The sequence below is a fragment of the Streptomyces sp. NPDC051582 genome, assembly GCF_040681715.1.
Taxonomy (GTDB): domain Bacteria; phylum Actinomycetota; class Actinomycetes; order Streptomycetales; family Streptomycetaceae; genus Streptomyces.
In genome coordinates this window covers 57,792-75,826 of record NZ_JBFAZJ010000015.1, presented here as the reverse complement: position 1 = coordinate 75,826, position 18,035 = coordinate 57,792, and the positions used below count along the sequence as shown (strand labels likewise).

The following is an 18,035-nucleotide window of genomic DNA, read 5'->3' as shown; positions in this document are numbered from 1 at the left end:
CGGCAAGCCCGTTGGTCGTCGGCCGAGGCCGGTCAGCCCAGGGTCTCGGCGCGGATGAAGGCCGTCAGGCCGAGGATCAGCGGCGGCGCCAGCCACCAGAGGCCCATCGTGCGGCGGACGGCAGGGATGACGGTGACGATCAGGCCCAGCACGCTCAGGGACATCGAGATCAGGCACATCGCCCCGACGCCCGCATGGCCCTGGTCGTCCCACTCGCCCTGCGGGCCGGCGTACAGGGCCGCGAACACGGCGACGGCGTTCAGCAGGTGGACGAGCCCGAGGGGGACGCCCAGGACCCACTGGAGGCAGCCGCGGTCCTCGGGCAGGTCGATCGATTCGCGCCCGTGGGTCATCGCATGGCCTTCTTCACGTTGCCGAGGTTGTTGCGGAAATCATCGCCGTAGTCCTGGGCCTTCTTCGACTCCCAGTAGGGGCCGCCGTTGTACCGGGCGGCGATCTCCTGCATCTGCGCCTCCGTCAGCTGGTCCGCCGGCACGTTCGCGTACCCCGTCTCCTCCTTGATCTGCGCCAGGAACCCCGCCGCGATGAACGCGTTCTGCTTCGGGTCCTGGAGTGCGGACTTCACCACGTTGCGCTGCTGGTCAGTGAGGTTCTCCGGGTCGTAGCCCAGTACCTCCGCCCCGCGCCGCAGCTGCACCGCGATCGGTCCGAAGGAGGTCTCGTCCGGCTTGCCGCCCGCCCGGTTCGGCAGGTTCTCCGGCGTGACGGGGCTCAGCCCCCACGGCGCGTCGGCAGCCTGCCGCAGGAAGTCCACGCCGTCGTCGAAGATCCCCGGCTGGCCGCCGACCTCCTTCCACGCGATGCCGGCCACCATCTCCTCCGGCAGCCCCGCCCGCTGTGCGGCCGCCCGCAGGATCTCCTTGTTGTTGCGGATCCACTCCGCCCGCCCCTCGTCCGACTGCGGCGGGTCCCAGTAGTTGTCGTCCGCCGCCGGCAGCCCGGCCACCCGCATCCGGATGTCCCGCAGCTCGGGCGAGACCGGCTCGGTGCCGAAGGGCGCGGTGACGTCCTTCTTGGGGCCGCTGCCCGGCAGGTGCGTCAGCGGGTTGGTGCGGGCCTCCGCCGCCTCGCGCCGGATGTCTGCCATCGCCGCGTACACGTCGACCCCGCCCCCGCCGCCCTTGACCTTGAACTCCGGCAGCAGCTCGTACGCCTGCTTCAGCGCGTGCACGCACACGCTGCGCGCCTCGCCCTCGGCCGTCTTGGCGAGGTGGAAGCTGCCGCCCGCGTCGTCGTGCAGCCGGTCCGCCTCCTCCCGGATGTCGTCCACGTCCATCGTCAGCTCGGCGAAGAAGTCCATGACGCCGGTGGTGGCCCGCATGTCCTCCCACTGGCACATCGGCTCCGCCTCCTGCGCCGTGCGCGTGATCGCCGTGCCCTTGGTGCCGATGAGCGCGGCGAGCGCGCGTTCCGACCGCTTGCCGTTCCCGTAGTGCGACTTGGCGGTCGTCAGGGCCGCCGCGTACGCGTGCAGGGCGCTCGCCGCCTTGTCGTACCCCTCGGCCATGTGCAGGACGAGCTGCCGCGCCTCCGAGAGCCGATCGGTGTACGTGTGGCTGCCGTCGCTCTGCCACTGCGTGCCGGTCTCGGCGCGCCGGGCGGGCTCCTCGACCTGGACGAGGAGGTCGCGCAGCCGCTTGAACTCGGCGGCGTTGCGCTCCACGAGCGCCGGATTGCACTCCTCCAGGAACTGGACGTCCTTGCGGTGGCTCAGGCTCACTTCGACTCCGGCCTCACGTACCGGCCCCCGTCGAGGACGCCGTCGAGGAAGGACCGGGCGGTCCCGTCGTCCACCTGGGCGAAGCCGGTGCCGGTGGTCTTGAGCTTGGTGGCCAGGGCGGCGAACAGGTTGATCGTGTCCTTGAACTGGTCGTCCGCGAAGCGGGCGAAGCGCAGGGCCTCCGCCGAGACGTCGGCGTGTGCGCGCGGGGCGCGGGCCATGGTGCTCGCGTCCCCGTCCGGCCGCCCCTCGTGGAGGAGCGCCGCGATCTCGATGAGCAGGTTGGCGTTGCCGTTGATGGACTGCGCCCCGGCGAGGAGACTCCCGGCGGGGCTGCCCGGCACGCCCGCGTCGGCGGGCACGTGGTTGAGGCGCATGGCGGGCGACGGCTGCTGCGCGAGGACGGCGGCCTTGTGCTGAGCCCATTCCGCGTCGAACGACATCTGTCCCCTGGGTGAGTTGACAACCGGACATGACCGGATAGTGCTGGTCATGTCCATGAGGGACGCGGAAGAGGATCTTACGGTTCCAGAGACCGTGGTCAGTTACCGCAGGCGTGGGCCACGAACCCGGCCCAGGCACCCGGCCCGACCGTCAGGTGGGCGCGCTGGACGTCCTTGGAGTCCCGGACGAGGACGGCGCGGGGGGTACGGGCCACCTCGACGCAGTCGTTGCCGTCACTGCTGTCGCTGTAGCTGCTCTTGAACCAGGCGACCTCGACGCAGTCGTTGCCGTCACTGCTGCTGCTGTAGGTGCTCTTGAACCAGTCCAGCTCGGACTCGTGGATCATGTCTCTCCCAGCAGTTCCTCGATGAAAGCCTTCGACTCTCGCGGCGTGAGCGCCTGAGCTCGGATGATGCCATAGCGCAGCTCAAGGAGGTGCAGCTGCTTTGGATCGGAGACCGGGCGCCCCTGAAACACCCCGTCCGCACGGCCGACGGCTGTTCCGTCGCCGAACTTCAGGAACTGGATCAGACCGAGCATTCCGGCGTGATCCTCGCGGCTGGTCGGCATGACCTGGAACTCGATGTTCGGCAACTGGACTACCTCCAAGAGGTGTTCGAGCTGTCGGCGCAAGACCATTGTGCCTCCGATGGGACGGCGGAGTGTGACCTCTTCCTGGACAATGCTGAGCGTTGGGCCGGGAGATTTTTGGAAGATTGTTTGCCGTGCCATGCGGGCAGCCACCATCCGTTCCATCTCGTCCGCCGTGTAGGCGGGGCGCATCGTTCGGAAGAGTGCTCGCGCGTATCCCTCGGTTTGCAACAGGCCGTGGATGTTGTGGTTGTTGTAGGCGCCGATCTCGACGGCCTTGGCTTCCCTCTGTTTCAGGTCGCGGATCCTCTTCGGGTAGCGGACTTGTTCCAGGTCCGCCTTCATTGCGGAGATCTTGCCGCCGGCCTTTAGTACGCGATCCGCTCGGTCCAGGTACTCGGGGCGGGGGATCCTCTTCCCTGCCTCGACCTTGCGTACCTGGTCCTCCCCGTACTGGATGGCCGCCCCGAACTCGGCGGCCCGCATCCCCGCCTCCTCCCGCCAGACCTTCAGCTGGCGGCCCAGCGCGGCGACCACCGCCACGCCCTGTTCGTCCTCCGGGTCCACGTCCCAGCCGGGCTCTTCCGTACCGTCACTGCCGTCCACGCCCACGCGCGCCCACCTCCGACGAGCCGATGTCCTCAGCGCCCCGTACCCGTCCCCCCGGTCCGGACAGCCCTGACAGCACTGGACAAGCGCCGGACAAACGCGGGACGTACAGACGCTGTCGCTTCCCACGGTACGCACGCGCGGCCACGCTCAGTGACGTGATTCCTCAACTCGTCGACTTCCACGTCCAGCTGTCCGCGACCCCGCGCGGGGCTCGACTCGGGCGCATGCTCGCCATCGAACAACTCCGCTCCTGGGGCTTGCCCTTGGATGCCCCGGGGCAGATCATCGCCGAGCTCTCCACCAACGCGATTACCCACGGTCGCGTACCCGGGCGGGACTTCAAGCTCGCCCTCACCGTCACCCCCGAGGCGCTGCTGATCGAGGTGACGGACACCCGGGGTGACCGCATGCCGGAGATCCGCGACACGGGCAGGGGTCTGGTCCTGGTGGAGGCGCTGGCCGACCGTTGGGGCGTGAGGGAAGGGCCGGTCCCGTCCAAGGTGGTGTGGGCGGAGCTGTCACTCACGCCCGAGTCCCGGGCTTTCGCGATCCGGCGGGCTTAGACGCAAAAGAACCAAAGAACCGGGGGAGAGAACCAACCGACCCAACCCCACCCGCCCGCGTCGCTCGGTCGGGTGAACCGTGCCAACTCGGCTGGATTTCGAGCCGGTTGGCGGGCATATGCTCGCCCCGACAACCGCAGGACATGAGACGGCCCCCGACGGGACTGGCATCCCGGCCGAGGGCCTAACCATCGTAGGAAGTAGACGCTTCCCCATGGCTCTTCAGCACCCTAGCGCGCCCGCGCGCACCCCGTCCCGCGCTCACCCCGGGACCCCCCGATCCGGTGTCATCCACGTCAACAAGCGGCACGCCACTCACTTCACCGTGGTCGGCAACCACCTCCTCCAGCACCGCGAGCTGTCGGCCACGGCGATCGGGGTGGCGGCGTACATCCAGTCGCTCCCGGAAGGCACCCCGGTCGGCATCAGGGCCCTGGTGGCCCGCTTTCCGGAGGGCGAGATGCGCATGAGCGCCGCCCTGCGCGAGCTGGAGCGCCACGGCTACCTGGAGCGTCGCCGCGAGCGCCTGGACACGGGCCGCGTCATCACGCGCACCTACTCGTACAACAAGCCGCACTCCACCCCGGACGCCCCACCCCCACTCCCGCCGACCCGCGAGCCCGCACCCGACCCGGCCGCCGCCCCGGCCGCACGCCCGCCGGCAGGCCCGCCCTCACCCCCGGGCCCGGCCCCGGGCCCGGAGCACGACCCCGCACCGGTCTCGGAGCCCGAGCCGTCGCAGGCCCCCGAAGCCGAGACCGCCCCGCGAGCCCTCCACCCCGGGGCGGCCGATCTGCTCGCCGGCCTTCGCCTCCACGACCCGCGCCTGCTGCTGTCCGAGCGCGACGTACGACGCCTCGCACCCGGCGCCTCGGCCTGGCTGGACCGTGGGGCCGACCCCGAGGCGGTCGGGCTGACCCTGTCCGCGAACCTCCCCGAGCCGATGCGCAACCCCGCCTCGGTACTCGCGTACCGCCTCAACGCGCTCCTTCCACCACAGCTGCCCCCGCCCCCGGCGCCCACCCCGGTCCGAAGGCCGGACCCCTTCCAAACCTGCGACGGCTGCGACCGGGCCTTCCGGGCCCCCGCCCCCGGCCGCTGCCGCGACTGCCCGCCCCCGGAATGCCGCTCCGCCGTCTGACCCTCGGCCCGCGTCGCTGCTAGCCCTGCCCCTTGCCCATGCCCTTGTCCTTGTCCTCGTCCTTGTCCTTGCCGCCGTCCCCGTCCTCGCCCTTGCCCTCGCCCTTGCCCTGGTCCTTGCCGTCTCCGAGGCGGGCCGTGAGGAGGTTGGGGTTCGTCGCGGCGGTGAAGTAGGACGAGCTCGTCACGTAGACGGTCTTCTCCGGATCCTTCTGCTTCTCCTTGTCCTCCTTGCCGTCCTTGCCGTCCTTGCCGTCCTTGCCGTCCTGCTTTTCGAACAGCGCGACGGCGGTCGGGTTGTCCAGGCCGTCCGGGGAGGTGAGGACGATGGAGTGGGTGCCGTTCGGGCGGACGAGGACGACCTCGTGGTTCCTGATGAGCGCGGCGAGGACCGTGTCGTCCTTCCCGGTGAAGGCGAAGTCGTCGATCCAGGCGAGCCCGGCCGCCCTGGTCTCGATCGTGCCGGCGCCGCCGTTGCGGAGTACGGGGATGCGCAGCAGGGTCTGGCGGTCCGTGTTGGACACCCACACGGCGCCATTGTGGATCTTGATGCCGTTGGCGCCCGCCCGGAAGCCGTCGATTTCGGGAAGCGGTTCGAGCGCGGCCCCCGCGGCCCAGATCGTGGCCGTGCCGCCCTTCAGCGGGACGCGCCAGACGAGTCCGCGTGCCGTGTCGGCCACGTAGAACACGCCGAGCTTCTCGTCGAGTGCGAGGCCGTTGGGGAGCGAGTCCGTCGGAAGCTGCGCGATCTGGACGGGCGTGCCGCCGTGGGGTCCGATGCGCCAGATGCCGGTCTCGCTCGTTCCGGTGGCGTAGTTGACGTACAGGGTGCCGTCGTGTGCGCGCACGATGCCCATCACCACGGGCGAGCGGAAGATGGGGGTCCGCGGGTTCGACACGTGGGGCAGTTCCGAGAGGAGCCGGGAGGACCCGTGCTTGTCGATGCGGACGACCTGTCGGGCGAAGGACAGGGTCAGGTTCGCGGAGCCGTCGGGTTCGAGGGCGATGTTCTCCGGTGTCTCCCCGGAGGTCAGGTTGAACTGCGCGACGGTGCGTGGATCGGAAAGGGTCGGCTCGCCGGCCGACGCGGTGGTGGAGACGAGCAGGGCGAGGGCGGCTGCGACGGTGGCGGCGGTGGCCAGGCGGGGGAGTCGGGGCACGGGGCTCTCCTTGGGCGGCGCGAGGTGCCGGGGAACGCGGCACAAGGAAGAGGTGACGTCGTATCAGACCGATCTTCCGGCAGCCACGGCCGGAAGATCGCCTGCTCGGTTGACGACTTGGGGCCGGTTGGCACTGGGGCCTGCGGCCCGGGCAACGGGACGGCTCAGCCGGGGCCCAGGGTGAGCGGGTGGTCGGGGGCCAGGGCCTTCGCGATCCGTTCGGCCACCGTGGAGGCGGAGTTGCCCTCGGGGGAGGAGGGGCCCTTGGTCACGGAGACCGCGATGGACAGGTCCTGCGCCGGGAGGTAGGCCGAGACGGCCGCGTAGCCGGAGAAGGAGGGATTCGTCGCGATCCAGTCGTGGAGCACCAGCACGCCGAACCCGAAGTGGAGGGCCTCGGTGTTCTTCCGGCAGTACGGGGCCGGGCACTGCTTGGTCGGGGTGCCCAGGCCGACCGTGCCGGGGTTCAGCTGGGTGCGGAAGGCCTCCTTCGACAGCAGGGCCCCCGTGCCGATGCCGCGGGCCGAGGTCGCCAGGTCGCAGATGTCCCCGGTCAGGACCGCGCCGGGGGCGGTGGTCCAGGAAGGGTTCCAGTAGCTCGACTCCTCGTACGTACCGCGTTCCGAGGTGAAGGCGTGCAGGGCCGGGGCCGGGATCTCGGGGGTCGCGGAGTTGCGCGTCTCGTGCAGGCCGAGCGGGTCCAGTACGAGTTCCTGGAGCACCTGGTCGAGCGGCTGACCGGTGATCTTCTCCAGGGCGGCGCCGAGCAGCTGGAAGTTCTCGTGGGAGTAGCTGAAGCTCGTGCCCGGCTCGTACCAGAGAGGGTGCTTGCTGGTGATCGCCAGGGTTTGCGCCGGGGTCCACTGGCGGAAGGGCTTGGCCTCGATCTCCTTGAGGAACACCGGGTCGGTGACGTAGTCGTGGATGCCGGAGGTGGAACTGCCCAGCATGCGCAGGGTGATCTCGTCGGCGTGGGGGACGTCGGGCAGCCACTTCGAGAGGGGGTCGTCGAGGCCCACCTAGCCCTCGTGGACGAGGGCCAGCAGCGCGGTGGCCATGTAGACGATGCCGACCGAGCCGGTACGGAAGTGCATGGCGGGGTCGGCGGGCACGCCGGTCATCGAGTTGCCGAGCGCTCCGGTGACGAGGTTCGTCTTCCCCGAGGTGACGCGGAAGACGACCGAGTTGAGCCCGAACTCCCGTTGTGCCGCCTTGGTGATGTCGAGCACGCGGGCCGCCTGGCCAGAGGCCGAGGCCGGGTCGGGTGAGGCGGCACACCTGCGCGCGGGTTCCGCGGCCGCCCCGGCCGGGGCGGTCCCCGCGCCGAGCGGCAGGATCGCGGCGACCAGAGCGGCAGCGAAGACGCCCGCCGTCCGAGTACGCGTCACGCCCCTCAGTATGGGTCCGTCACCGCCATCCGGCGCGCGGGAGAGCCGGCCGTCCGCGCGCGGGAGAGCCGCCCGGCCGGGCCGCCAAGCCGGGCCGCCCGGCCGTGAGCCCTCAGCGGGCCCGCTGGACCCGGCGTTCGTCCCAGACCGGCTCCGCGGTCTCCCTGACCACCCCGTCCGAGCCGAAGACCAGGTAGCGGTCGAAGGAGCGGGCGAACCAGCGGTCGTGCGTCACCGCCAGCACCGTGCCCTCGTACGCCGCCAGCCCTTCCTGGAGTGCCTCCGCCGACTCCAGGTCGAGGTTGTCCGTCGGCTCGTCGAGGAGCAGTGCCGTGGTGCCCGCCAGCTCCAGCAGCAGGATCTGGAAACGGGCCTGCTGGCCGCCCGACAGCTTGTCGAAGGGCTGGTCGCCCTGGCGTTCCAGCTCGTACCGGCGCAGCGCCGACATCGCCCCGCCCCGGTCCTTGGCGTGCTCCGTCCACAGGATGTCGACGAGGGGGCGCCCCATCAGCTCGGGGTGCGCGTGCGTCTGCGCGAAGTGGCCGGGGACCACCCGCGCGCCCAGCTTCCACCCTCCGGTGTGGGAGACGTCCCCGCCCGCCAGCAGCCGCAGGAAGTGGGACTTGCCCGAGCCGTTCGAGCCGAGGACCGCCACCCGCTCCCCGTAGAAGACCTCCAGGGAGAACGGCTTCATCAGGCCCGTGAGCCCCAGCTCCTCGCAGACCACCGCCCGGACCCCCGTCCGGCCGCCCTGCAGCCGCATCCGGATGTCCTGGCGCCGCGGCGGCTCCGGGGGCGGGCCGATCTCCTCGAACTTGCGCAGCCGGGTCTTGGCCGCCTGGTAGCGCGAGGCCATCTCGTCGCTGCGCGCCGCGTACTGCTGCATGTCCTGCACGAGCCGCCTCAGCTGCGCGTGCTTCTCGTCCCAGCGCCGGCGCAGCTCGTCGAAGCGCGCGAAGCGCTCCTGCCGTGCCTCGTGGAAGGTGGCGAAGCCGCCGCCGTGCACCCAGACGTCGGATCCGGCCGGACCGGGCTCCACCGCGACGATCCGCTGTGCGGACCGCGCCAGCAGCTCCCGGTCGTGGGAGATGAACAGGACCGTCTTGCGGGTCTCGCGCAGCCGCTCCTCCAGCCACCGCTTGCCCGGTACGTCGAGGTAGTTGTCCGGCTCGTCCAGCAGGAGGACCTCGTCGGGCCCGCGCAGCAGCGCCTCCAGTACGAGCCGCTTCTGCTCGCCGCCCGACAGCGTGCGCACCTCGCGGAACTGCGCGCGGTCGTACGGCACGCCGAGGGCCGCCGTCGTGCACATGTCCCAGACGGTCTCGGCCTCGTAGCCGCGGGCCTCGGCCCAATCGCTCAGCGCCTGCGCGTACTTCAGCTGCGCGGCCTCGTCGTCCACCGTCATGATCAGGTGCTCGGCGGCGTCCACGGCGGCCGCGGCCGCCCGGATCCGCGGCTGCGACACCGAGACCAGCAGGTCGCGGACCGTGCGGTCGTCCCGTACGGAGCCGACGAACTGGTGCATGACGCCGACCCCGCCGCTGGAGGTGATCGTTCCGCCGTGCGGCCGGAGCTCGCCCGAGATCAGCCGGAGCAGCGTGGTCTTGCCCGCGCCGTTGGCGCCGACGAGGGCCGCCACCGAACCTTCACCGACTCTGAACGAGGCATCACCGAGCAGCACACGCCCATCGGGCAGGTAGTACTCCAGGTGCGAGGCTTCGAGATGTCCCATGGTCCTGAACACTGCCCCGTGGCGCGGCGGCGGCACAACGCGTTTTCGGTGCGGGCGGCGCGAGCGGTGCGGGGGGTGTGGAGGAGTGGGGTGGGTTCGTCCAAAGGGTGCGCAGGGGCTGGTCAGAGGGGTTACCCGTGCGTAAATTACCGGCGGTAACTCCAGAGTCGAGCCAAGTCGAGGAGACCGCCGTGGAAGCCGTGCCGCCCCAGCAGGTGTCGCACCAGCAGGCGCCGCCCGCCCTGGTACCCCCTTTGTTGACCGTCGTCGACGGGGTGGTGCGGGAGGCGGCGGTGCCCGCGCTGGCCGGCGTGCCGGTGAGCGGATCGCTCGGGGACATCCCCTACCAGAACGCCCGCGAGGCCCCCGGTGAGGTGGTGCTCGCCCGCAAGGAGCGCGACGGCAGCTGGCGCGACGTGACCGCCGCCGAGTTCGCGGCCGAGGTGACGGCCGTGGCCAAGGGCCTGATCGCGGAGGGGCTGCGCGAGGGGGACCGGCTCGCGATCATGGCCCGGACCACGTACGAGTGGACCCTGCTGGACTTCGCGGCGTGGGCCGCCGGGCTGATCACCGTACCGATCTACCCGACCTCCTCCGCGCTCCAGGCCCGCTGGATCATCCAGGACTCCGGGGCCGTGGCCTGCGCCGTCGAGGACACCACACAGGCCCGCATCATCAGCGCGGAGCGGGGCAACCTGCCCTGGCTGGCGCACCTGTGGGAGTTCGACACGGGCGCGGTGGCGCGGCTGGTCAAGGCCGGCGAGGACCTGCCCGACGCCGTCGTGCACGCGCGCCGGTCCGTCCGTACGCCCGACTCCGTGGCCACGCTCATCTACACGTCCGGTACGACGGGACGGCCCAAGGGCTGCGTGATCACGCACGCCAACTTCTTCGCCGAGGCCGACAACGCGGTCGAGCTCCTGCACCCCGTCTTCAAGTCCGCGACCACGGAAGCGGCCTCGACGCTGCTCTTCCTGCCGCTCTCGCACGTGTTCGGGCGGATGGTGGCGGTGGGGTGCATGCGTGCGCGGGTCAGGCTCGGGCACGCGCCGAGCATCCAGACCGAGGAGCTGCTGGCCGACCTCGCCGGGTTCCGGCCCACGTTCCTGCTGGCCATCCCGTACGTACTGGAGAAGGTCTACAACACCGCCCGCGCGACGGCCGAACGGATGGGCCGTGCCTCGTCGTTCGACCGCGCGGCGCGGATCGCCCAGCGGTACGGGGAGATCGTCGAGGGCCGGACCCCGGGAGTGAGCCTGCGGGCGGCGCGGGCGCTGTACGACCCGCTCGTGTACCGGCGCATCCGGGCGGCGCTGGGCGGGCGCGTGCGGTACGTCCTGAGCGGGGGCTCCCCGCTGGGGCGCCGGCTCGCGGCCTTCTACACGGGCGCCGGGATCGAGGTCTTCGAGGGGTACGGACTCACGGAGACGACCGGGGCCAGCACGGTGACCCCGCCGCTGAAACCGCGGCTCGGGACGGTGGGGTGGCCGCTGCCGGGCACCGCGGTGCGGATCGCGGACGACGGGGAGGTGCTGCTGTGGGGGCGGCACCTCTTCGCGGGGTACTGGAACTCCGGCGAGGCGGTCGGCGGCTGGTTCGCGACCGGGGACATCGGGGAGCTGGACGCCGAGGGCTACCTGACGATCACCGGCCGCAAGAAGGACCTGATCATCACCACCGGAGGCAAGAACGTGGCCCCGGCCCCGCTGGAGGACTGGCTGCGCGCCCACCCGCTGGTCGGCCAGTGCATGGTGACCGGCGACAACCGGCCGTACATCACGGCGCTGATCACCCTGGAGCCCGAGGGGCTGGCCCACTGGCGGCAGATGCACAAGAAGACGTCGATGCCGATGCGGGAGCTCGTACGGGACGAGGACCTGCGGGCGGACTTGCAGCGCGCGGTGGACGAGGCGAACCGCCTGGTCTCGCGGGCGGAGTCGATACGCCGCTTCGCGGTGCTGCCGGTGGAATTCACGGAGGCGGCCGGCCACCTGACGCCGTCCCTGAAACTGAAGCGCGCAAGGATCGCCCGTGAATTCGACCGCGAGATCGACGGCATGTACCGCAAGGCCTGACCGGGGGCGGGGTGGTGCCCCGCCCCCCGGCCCCCGGCCCGGCGGCTATCCGGCGGTGATGGCCGCCAGGCCCGCTTCGGCGATCTCCACGTCGTCCGACCAGTGGCCGCCCGATACGCCGATTCCGCCGATGAGCTGGCCGTCCACGACGATCGGCAGGCCGCCGCCGAACGTGACCAGGCGGTCGATGCCGGTCCGGGCGCCCGGCGCCAGCTGCGCGTCGTTCTCGACGAACTCGTGCCAGTCGGTGGTGCTCAGGCCGAAGGCCGCGGAGGTGTAGGCCTTGTCCTGGGCGATCTGGATCGTCATGAGGCCCGAGCCGTCCATCCGCGCGAAGGCGCTGAGGTGGCCGGACTCGTCGACCACCGCGATGGCGAACCGCAGCTCCGTTTTCCCGGCCGCGGCGAGGGCGGCGTCGACGATGGCGCGGGCGAGGTCGTTGCTGAGGGCGGGACGGGTGCGGACGGCGGTCATGGCGAGCTCCTTGCAGAAGGACAGCTTCTTCGTATGCGTGCAGCTAACAGCATGCTGATAGCTGCATGCAAGCTGTCTGCTGTCCCGGCGGGAACTGGTGGCCGTCTCCTACACTCGGCCCATGCATTACTCCGAGCGACTGCTGATCTCCATCAAGCGGGCCGAGCGCGTGACCCAGGCCGCCAAGGAGGCCGCCGTCCGCGAGGTGGGGATCACCGCCGCCCAGCAGGGCGCGCTCGCCGTGCTCAGCGACAACCCCGGGATCAACGCCGCCGAGCTCGCCCGCAAGCTCTCGGTGACCCCGCAGACGATGAACAGCCTGCTGGGCCGGCTGGAGGCGCGCGGCCTGGTCGCCCGCACCCCGCACCCGATACACGGCACGCTGATCGAGATCCGGATGACCGAGCGCGGTGCGGAGGTCTTCGCGCAGGCCGACGCGCTGGTGGCGAAGCTCGACGCCCGCCTCGGCGAGGGCCTCTCCGAGGCCGAGGCGGTCGCCGTCCGCGAGCTGCTCGCCCGCATCGTCCGCAACGCCGAGGCCCCGGGTCTGTGACTCTCTGACCCTCTGACTCCCGGGACCCGGCGGGACCGCTCAGCAGTCGGCGTGCGTCGGGCGGCCCGCGAAGCGGTCGGCGAGCCAGTCGCCGGCCGCGAGGGAGTGGGTGATCACGCCGCTGACGTGCTCACCGACCCAGATGGTCCGCCACTCGACGTTCGCGCCCTTCGCGCACCACTCCGAGCGCAGCCGGCGTCCCACCGCGTACGGGATCAGCTCGTCGCCGAGCGCGTGGTACTGGTACACCGGCGCGGCCGGCGCCGTCCGCCCCAGCCGGCTCTGGTTCAACCGGGCTTGCCAGTCGGGCTGTTCGAGCGGATTGCGGGTCGTGAGGTCGGAGATCCGCTTGAAGGAGCCCGCGATGGCGTCGATGGCCACGCAGCTCTCCTTCATCCCGGCCACGAGCGCCTTGCCCGCCGGGTTGAGGTACGAGTCGAGCCGCAGCTCCGGGAAGGCGGCGTCCTGCCCGGCCGCCGCCATGAAGACGAGCCCCGAGCCGTAGGAGCCGTTGTTGAAGTCGGCCACCTCCAGCAGGTCGGCCGGGACCCCGCCCGTCGCCGTGCCCTTCACGTTCAGCTCGGGGGCGTACGAACCCTGCAGCTCGGCGGCCCAGCCGCTGGCCTGGCCACCCTGGGAGTAGCCCATGATGCCGACCGGCGTCTGCGCCGAAAGCCCCGTCCCGGGGAGCCGGGTGGCCGCGCGGGCGGCATCGAGCACGGCCCGCCCGGCCGACGGGCCCACCGTGTACGTGTGCACCCCCGGCGTGCCGAGCCCCTCGTAGTCGGTGACGACCACGGCCCAGCCGCGCAGCGTCAGCTGCTGGATGAGGTTGGCCTCCATGGCGGTGCCGTAGGGGAGGTTGTTGCTCGGCGCGCAGGAATCGCCCATGCCGACGGTGCCGACGGCGTACGTGACGAGCGGGCGTGGGCCCGTCCGTCCGTCCTGCGGGACGATCACCGTGCCGGAGACGGTGTCCGGGACGCCGTCGGCGGTGGTGGACCGGTAGTGGATCTTCCACGCCTTGGTGCCGGTCGGCTGTCCGGGCAGCGGATGGAAGGCGGAGGGGACGACATCGACGATGTCCCCGGGCCGGCCTGTGGCCGCGGAGGCGGTGGGGCCGGCGACCGACACGGCCGAGGCGGCCAGGGCGGCCAGGGCCACGGCGACGGCGGTCCTGCGCGTGGGGGTTCGCAAACGCATGGGCGGCTCTCCCAACGGAACGTTTCGTGCGGGGGGTGGGTGAGGAGAACGTAGTGACCGACCGGTCGGAACGTCGCTGACCGTGCAGCTCACCTTTGCTGGCCGGGCTTCGCACCCCGTCCCCGCCACCCGCACGAGGGACAAGGCGGGCCGGTCGGCGGAGCTTCCGCTTGCGGGGTGGGCTCCGGTGGGAGGGGTGCTGCGATGTCGTTGCTGACCGTCGTCGGAGGATTCGCATGGCTCGCCCCCTCATCACCGTCGGTGTCGTCACCGCCGCGCTGTTCGCCCTCGGGATGCCGGTCGCCGGAGCCGCCGCGCCCGTGACCTGCTTCGGCGTACCGGCCACCATCACCGGCAGCGGCACGCTCACCGGCACGCCCGGCAACGACGTGATCGTCGGCTCGGCGGGGGCCGACACCGTCAACGGGCTCGGTGGCAACGACCTCGTGTGCGGGCTCGGCGGGAACGACCGGCTCGTCGGCGGGACCGGGAACGACCGGCTCGACGGCGGCGCCGGCGACGACGTCCTGCGCGGTGACACCGCCGTCACCTCCGGCAACGCCTCCGGCGGCGGGAACGACGAACTGCGCGGCGGCGCCGGCGACGACGACCTGGTCGGCGACTCGTTCACCGAGAGCGGCAACGCCTCGGGCGGCGGCAACGACGTCATGTACGGCGGGCCCGGAGCCGACTTCATGACCGGCGACTCCAGGAGCAACGCCGCCGGTACGGCCATCGGCGGCGGCAACGACCGGCTCTTCGGCGAGGAGGGCGACGACGAGCACGTGACCGGGGACAGCGTCGCCCTCGGAGGCGACGCCACCGGAGGCGGCAACGACCTCCTCGACGGCGGCGCCGGGGACGACGGCCTGCTCGGGGACTCCGCCTCGCCCGTCCAGGGGACCGGCACCGGCGCGGGCGACGACATCCTGCGCGGCGGCCCCGGCACCGGGGACACCCTCATCGGAGACAGCGAGGGCATCACGGCGGCCGTCGGCAGCGGTGGCAACGACCTCCTGGACCTCGGGACCGACGGCGGCATCTTCGCGCTGGGCGACCACAACATCGGCGACCCGGCCGGCGGACGGGCCACGGGCGCGGGCAACGACCGGATCATCGGCGGCGCCGCGGCCGAGACCCTGATCGGCGACAGCTCCGTCGCGGACGCCACCACCACCTCGGCCGGCAACGACACGATCGACGCCGGAGGCGGCGACGACACCCTGTTCGGCGACAACTCCGACTTCGACGGGAACGCGACCGCCGGCACGGCGGGCGGCCGCGACCAGCTCCGGGGTCAGGCCGGCAACGACTCGATCTTCGCAGGCCCGGCCGACGACTTCCTCGACGGCGGGGCGAACGTCGACTTCTGCGACGGCCAGGGCGGCACCGCCAACGTCGCCGTCCGCTGCGAGACCACCGTCAACATCCCCTAGGCGGTCTCGTGCCGGAAGGGCGGAGGGGCCCCGACGCGATGCGGTACGCGCCCGGGGTCGTGCCCGTCCAGCGGCGGAACGCGCGGTGGAAGGCCGTGTCCTCCGAAAAGCCGAGGCGGGCCGCCAGTTCCGCTATCGACTCGGTGCTCTCCGCCAGCCCGGCGATCGCCGCGTCCCGCCGGACGTGGTCCTTCAGCTGCTGGAACGAAGTGCTCTCCTGCCGGAGCCGGCGCCGCAGCGTCGCCGGGGACACCGCGAGGCGCGCCGCCACCTCGCCCAGCGCCGGCAGCCGCGGAGAGGTCCGCAACTGCCCCGCCAGGGCCCGGCGGACCTGCTCCGCGACCGTCGTCCCGTACTCCGGGCGCGAGAGCAGGTCGAAGGGGGCCCGCCGCAGCATCGCGTCCAGCGCCGCCTCGTCCCGTACGAGCGGTGCGGCCAGCCAGTGCGCGTCGAAGGCGGCCCCCGTACGGTCCGCCCCGAAGCGGACCGGGCAGTCGAACAGGATCTCGTACTCCGCCTCGTGCGGCGGCGGAGGATAGGCGAACGCCGCGTACGCCAGCGGGATCCGCCGCCCGATCAGCCAGCTGCTCAGCCGGTGCCAGATCGTGAGCACGCACTCGGTCAGGAACCGCTCCTCGTCCCGCGCGAAATCGTTGCGCACCGTGAAACGCGCCTCGGCGCCGGTCACTTCCAGCAGCAGTTCCGGACCGCCCGGGAACAGGCCGTAGAAGGTCGCGGCGCGCTCCACGGCCGCGCCGAGATCCCGGCAGCCCAGCGAGGCGTGACACATCATCGCGAACGTGCCCGGGCGGCTCGGCACCGCCGACAGGCCGAGGAACTCGTCCTGCGTGGTCCGGTACAGCGCCCGGAACAGCCGGGCGAACTGCGCCGGCGTGATCCGCGCCCGGTCGTCGCCGAGCAGCAGCGGCGGGATCTGCGCCTCCTGGAGCAGCGGCACGGTGTCGATGCCGCCGCGCGCCGCCCCCGCGAGCACGGCACGCACATGGTGCACGGTGATCGTCCGCCTCCCCATGGGTCCGACGGTAGCCCGGATGAGCGCTCGGGTCAGGGGTCGTGACGCTTCCGGTCATGTCGCACGGGGGCTTTGGCTGCCTAGCGTCGGTCGGACGTACGCGCGCCGTGCGCCGTACGCCGTACCGGCCCCAGGGAGGCGAACGCGATGGACGCTGTGCGACCGGAGACGCTGGCGGTGTTCACCGAGTGGACGGGGGAGCGGTACGGCGGCGAGACCGCCCTGCGCCACCGGGACCCGGACGGGGACGGAGGCTGGGCCACCGTCACGTACGCCGCGCTGCGCGAGCGCGTACGGCGCACCGGGCGGGCGCTGATCGGGCTGGGGGTCGGGCCCGGGGAGCGGGTGGCGGTCCTGGCCGAGACCCGCCCGGCGTGGACGTACACCCACTTCGGGATCATGGCGGCGGGCGCCGTCCTCGTACCCGTCTACCCGACGGCCGGGGAGGAGGAGCTGGCCTGGGTCCTCTCGGACGCGGAGGCGGTGGCCGTCGTCTGCGACGACGCGGCGCAGGCCGACCGGGTGGAGGCGCTGCGGGCGAAGCTGCCCGCCCTGCGGGCGGTCGTACGGATGGACGCGCTGGCTGACATGGAAGCGGCCCCGGAGGCGGAACTGCGGGAGCGGGCGCGGCAGGTGACCCCGCAGAGCGACGCGTCGATCATCTACACCTCGGGGACGACGGGCCTGCCGAAGGGGTGCCGCCTCACGCACGGCAACATGGGCGCCATCCAGGACGCGACGCGCCCGCTGATCCACGGCGGACCGGGCGACTCCACGTACCTGTACCTGCCGCTGGCGCACGTGCTGGCCCAGCTGATCCAGTTCACGACCCTGCTGGCGGGCGGGGAGCTGTGCTACTTCGGCGGCCGGATCGAGGACGTGCTCTCCGAGCTGGCCGAGGCGAAGCCCACCCATCTGCCGTCCGTGCCGCGGCTGTTCGAGAAGGTGCACTCGGTGGTGCTGTCGATGGCCGAGTCGCAGGAGGGCGGCGCCGAGCGCTTCCGGGAGGCGGTGCGGATCGGGGTGCTCGCGGCGGAAGGGCGGCTCCCGGAGGCCGACCGGCCGGCGTACGAGGAGGCGGAGAAGAACCTGTACTCGCTGGTCAGGAACGCCTTCGGGGGCCGGCTGAACCAGGCGGTGACCGGCGCGGCGCCGATCGCCCCGGCGACCATGGACTTCCTGCGGGCCTGCGGGATCACCATCTACGAGGGTTACGGGATGACCGAGACCGCCGGGCTGATCAGCATGAACCACGCGGAAGCCACCCGCCACGGCACGGTCGGCAAGCCCATCGCGGGCTGCGAGGTCCGCATCGCGCCGGACGGCGAGGTCCTGGTCCGCGGACCGATGGTCTTCCCCGGCTACCACGCGAACCCCGCCGCCACGGACCGGACGCTGGACGCGCAGGGCTGGCTGCACACCGGGGACCTGGGGGAACTGGACGCCGACGGGTTCCTGTCGATCGTCGGCCGCAAGAAGGAGCTGATCATCACCTCGGCGGGGAAGAACATCACGCCGACGGAGGTCGAGTTCGCCGTCCAGCGCTCCCGGTACGTCTCGCGGGCGGTCCTCATCGGTGACCGCCGGCCCCACCCGGTCGCCCTGATCACCCTGGACACGGAGGAGATCGGGGCGTGGGCCCGCCGGGAAGGCCTGGAGTCCTTCGACCTGGCCGCGGCCGCTGCCCACCCCGCGGTCCGCGCCCTCGTCGAGGAGGCGGTCCAGGCGGCCAACGCCACGGTCTCCCGCCCGGCCCGCATCCGCGCCTTCCGCGTCCTCCCGGAGGAGTTCACCATCGAGGCGGGCACCTTGACCCCGACCCTGAAGCTGCGCCGCACGGCGGTGGCGGAGCGGTACGCGGCCGAGATCGACGCGCTGTACGCGTAGGCG

18 protein-coding genes are annotated in these 18,035 nt (G+C 72.0%); 6 read left to right on the top strand and 12 right to left on the bottom strand.

The genetic code is table 11. The features are described 5' to 3' along the window. Positions 1-32: 32 nt before the first annotated feature. The 5 genes from AB0M92_RS20730 to AB0M92_RS20710 form a co-directional block, all read right to left on the bottom strand. Positions 33-353 (bottom strand): hypothetical protein, encoded by a 321-nt coding sequence (locus AB0M92_RS20730; RefSeq protein ID WP_366103698.1) that lies wholly within the window; start codon positions 351-353, stop codon positions 33-35. Next, positions 350-1,741 (bottom strand): hypothetical protein, encoded by a 1,392-nt coding sequence (locus AB0M92_RS20725; protein ID WP_366103697.1) that lies wholly within the window; start codon positions 1,739-1,741, stop codon positions 350-352. Before AB0M92_RS20725 ends, AB0M92_RS20730 begins: the two co-directional genes overlap by 4 nt. Then, entirely contained in the window at positions 1,738-2,184 is a 447-nt protein-coding gene (locus tag AB0M92_RS20720) for a hypothetical protein (RefSeq protein ID WP_366103696.1), read from the bottom strand. Before AB0M92_RS20720 ends, AB0M92_RS20725 begins: the two co-directional genes overlap by 4 nt. A 98-nt stretch (positions 2,185-2,282) precedes the next feature. Continuing rightward, positions 2,283-2,531: a DUF397 domain-containing protein gene (locus AB0M92_RS20715; RefSeq protein ID WP_366103695.1), complete on the bottom strand. Its 249-nt coding sequence runs from the start codon at positions 2,529-2,531 to the stop codon at positions 2,283-2,285. Continuing rightward, on the bottom strand, positions 2,528-3,388 hold the full coding sequence (locus tag AB0M92_RS20710; RefSeq protein ID WP_366103694.1) for a helix-turn-helix transcriptional regulator: 861 nt from the start codon (positions 3,386-3,388) through the stop codon (positions 2,528-2,530). The genes AB0M92_RS20715 and AB0M92_RS20710 overlap by 4 nt, the downstream gene beginning before the upstream one ends. A gap of 155 nt (positions 3,389-3,543) precedes the next feature. On the opposite strand from AB0M92_RS20710, the gene AB0M92_RS20705 reads away from it, so the two are divergent. Next, positions 3,544-3,951 (top strand): ATP-binding protein, encoded by a 408-nt coding sequence (locus AB0M92_RS20705; RefSeq protein ID WP_366103693.1) that lies wholly within the window; start codon positions 3,544-3,546, stop codon positions 3,949-3,951. 214 nt (positions 3,952-4,165) lie between these two features. Beyond that, the gene (locus tag AB0M92_RS20700; protein WP_366103692.1) at positions 4,166-5,092 is read left to right on the top strand and encodes a helix-turn-helix domain-containing protein; all 927 of its coding nucleotides are present in this window, start codon (positions 4,166-4,168) and stop codon (positions 5,090-5,092) included. Positions 5,093-5,111: 19 nt separating this feature from the next. Here AB0M92_RS20700 and AB0M92_RS20695 read toward each other — a convergent pair whose 3' ends face one another. The 4 genes from AB0M92_RS20695 to AB0M92_RS20680 all read right to left on the bottom strand — a co-directional run bounded on the left by AB0M92_RS20695 (position 5,112) and on the right by AB0M92_RS20680 (position 9,371). Next, positions 5,112-6,251, bottom strand: a complete 1,140-nt coding sequence (locus tag AB0M92_RS20695) for a hypothetical protein (protein ID WP_366103691.1) — start codon at positions 6,249-6,251, stop codon at positions 5,112-5,114. Positions 6,252-6,415: 164 nt separating this feature from the next. Next, positions 6,416-7,270 carry a serine hydrolase domain-containing protein gene (locus tag AB0M92_RS20690; RefSeq protein ID WP_366103690.1) on the bottom strand — a complete coding sequence of 285 codons (855 nt, stop codon included), beginning with the start codon at positions 7,268-7,270 and terminating at the stop codon, positions 6,416-6,418. Further along, positions 7,271-7,639 (bottom strand): hypothetical protein, encoded by a 369-nt coding sequence (locus AB0M92_RS20685; protein WP_366103689.1) that lies wholly within the window; start codon positions 7,637-7,639, stop codon positions 7,271-7,273. Between the two features lie 112 nt (positions 7,640-7,751). Continuing rightward, complete coding sequence (locus AB0M92_RS20680; protein ID WP_366103688.1) at positions 7,752-9,371, bottom strand: ATP-binding cassette domain-containing protein; 1,620 nt, start codon at positions 9,369-9,371, stop codon at positions 7,752-7,754. 215 nt (positions 9,372-9,586) lie between these two features. Here AB0M92_RS20680 and AB0M92_RS20675 point away from each other — a divergent pair, with 215 nt between their 5' ends. Further along, positions 9,587-11,446: a long-chain fatty acid--CoA ligase gene (locus AB0M92_RS20675; protein WP_366103804.1), complete on the top strand. Its 1,860-nt coding sequence runs from the start codon at positions 9,587-9,589 to the stop codon at positions 11,444-11,446. A gap of 45 nt (positions 11,447-11,491) precedes the next feature. Here AB0M92_RS20675 and AB0M92_RS20670 read toward each other — a convergent pair whose 3' ends face one another. Continuing rightward, complete coding sequence (locus AB0M92_RS20670) at positions 11,492-11,920, bottom strand: heme-binding protein (protein WP_366103687.1); 429 nt, start codon at positions 11,918-11,920, stop codon at positions 11,492-11,494. Positions 11,921-12,041: 121 nt separating this feature from the next. Between AB0M92_RS20670 and AB0M92_RS20665 the strand changes: the two genes are divergently transcribed. Then, positions 12,042-12,473 (top strand): MarR family transcriptional regulator, encoded by a 432-nt coding sequence (locus AB0M92_RS20665; protein WP_366103686.1) that lies wholly within the window; start codon positions 12,042-12,044, stop codon positions 12,471-12,473. Positions 12,474-12,512: 39 nt separating this feature from the next. Here the strand turns inward: AB0M92_RS20665 and AB0M92_RS20660 are convergent, their stop codons facing one another. Then, complete coding sequence (locus AB0M92_RS20660) at positions 12,513-13,676, bottom strand: lipase family protein (RefSeq protein WP_366103685.1); 1,164 nt, start codon at positions 13,674-13,676, stop codon at positions 12,513-12,515. A gap of 236 nt (positions 13,677-13,912) precedes the next feature. Here AB0M92_RS20660 and AB0M92_RS20655 point away from each other — a divergent pair, with 236 nt between their 5' ends. After that, complete coding sequence (locus AB0M92_RS20655) at positions 13,913-15,112, top strand: calcium-binding protein (RefSeq protein ID WP_366103684.1); 1,200 nt, start codon at positions 13,913-13,915, stop codon at positions 15,110-15,112. Here AB0M92_RS20655 and AB0M92_RS20650 read toward each other — a convergent pair. Then, positions 15,099-16,145 carry an AraC family transcriptional regulator gene (locus AB0M92_RS20650; RefSeq protein ID WP_366103683.1) on the bottom strand — a complete coding sequence of 349 codons (1,047 nt, stop codon included), beginning with the start codon at positions 16,143-16,145 and terminating at the stop codon, positions 15,099-15,101. The genes AB0M92_RS20655 and AB0M92_RS20650 overlap by 14 nt on opposite strands. 147 nt (positions 16,146-16,292) lie before the next feature. Between AB0M92_RS20650 and AB0M92_RS20645 the strand changes: the two genes are divergently transcribed. After that, positions 16,293-18,032: an AMP-dependent synthetase/ligase gene (locus AB0M92_RS20645; protein ID WP_366103682.1), complete on the top strand. Its 1,740-nt coding sequence runs from the start codon at positions 16,293-16,295 to the stop codon at positions 18,030-18,032. The last annotated feature ends 3 nt before the right edge of the window (positions 18,033-18,035 follow it).

What these genes read in the sequence shown, in the direction of transcription:
- AB0M92_RS20730 (WP_366103698.1), bottom strand. Translation starts at nt 353, where the DNA reads ATGACCCACGGGCGCGAATCGATCGACCTGCCCGAGGACCGCGGCTGC.
- AB0M92_RS20720 (WP_366103696.1), bottom strand. Translation starts at nt 2,184, where the DNA reads ATGTCGTTCGACGCGGAATGGGCTCAGCACAAGGCCGCCGTCCTCGCG.
- AB0M92_RS20715 (WP_366103695.1), bottom strand. Translation starts at nt 2,531, where the DNA reads ATGATCCACGAGTCCGAGCTGGACTGGTTCAAGAGCACCTACAGCAGC.
- AB0M92_RS20700 (WP_366103692.1), top strand. Translation starts at nt 4,166, where the DNA reads ATGGCTCTTCAGCACCCTAGCGCGCCCGCGCGCACCCCGTCCCGCGCT.
- AB0M92_RS20680 (WP_366103688.1), bottom strand. Translation starts at nt 9,371, where the DNA reads ATGGGACATCTCGAAGCCTCGCACCTGGAGTACTACCTGCCCGATGGG.
- AB0M92_RS20670 (WP_366103687.1), bottom strand. Translation starts at nt 11,920, where the DNA reads ATGACCGCCGTCCGCACCCGTCCCGCCCTCAGCAACGACCTCGCCCGC.
- AB0M92_RS20665 (WP_366103686.1), top strand. Translation starts at nt 12,042, where the DNA reads ATGCATTACTCCGAGCGACTGCTGATCTCCATCAAGCGGGCCGAGCGC.
- AB0M92_RS20660 (WP_366103685.1), bottom strand. Translation starts at nt 13,676, where the DNA reads ATGCGTTTGCGAACCCCCACGCGCAGGACCGCCGTCGCCGTGGCCCTG.
- AB0M92_RS20655 (WP_366103684.1), top strand. Translation starts at nt 13,913, where the DNA reads ATGGCTCGCCCCCTCATCACCGTCGGTGTCGTCACCGCCGCGCTGTTC.
- AB0M92_RS20650 (WP_366103683.1), bottom strand. Translation starts at nt 16,145, where the DNA reads ATGGGGAGGCGGACGATCACCGTGCACCATGTGCGTGCCGTGCTCGCG.
- AB0M92_RS20645 (WP_366103682.1), top strand. Translation starts at nt 16,293, where the DNA reads ATGGACGCTGTGCGACCGGAGACGCTGGCGGTGTTCACCGAGTGGACG.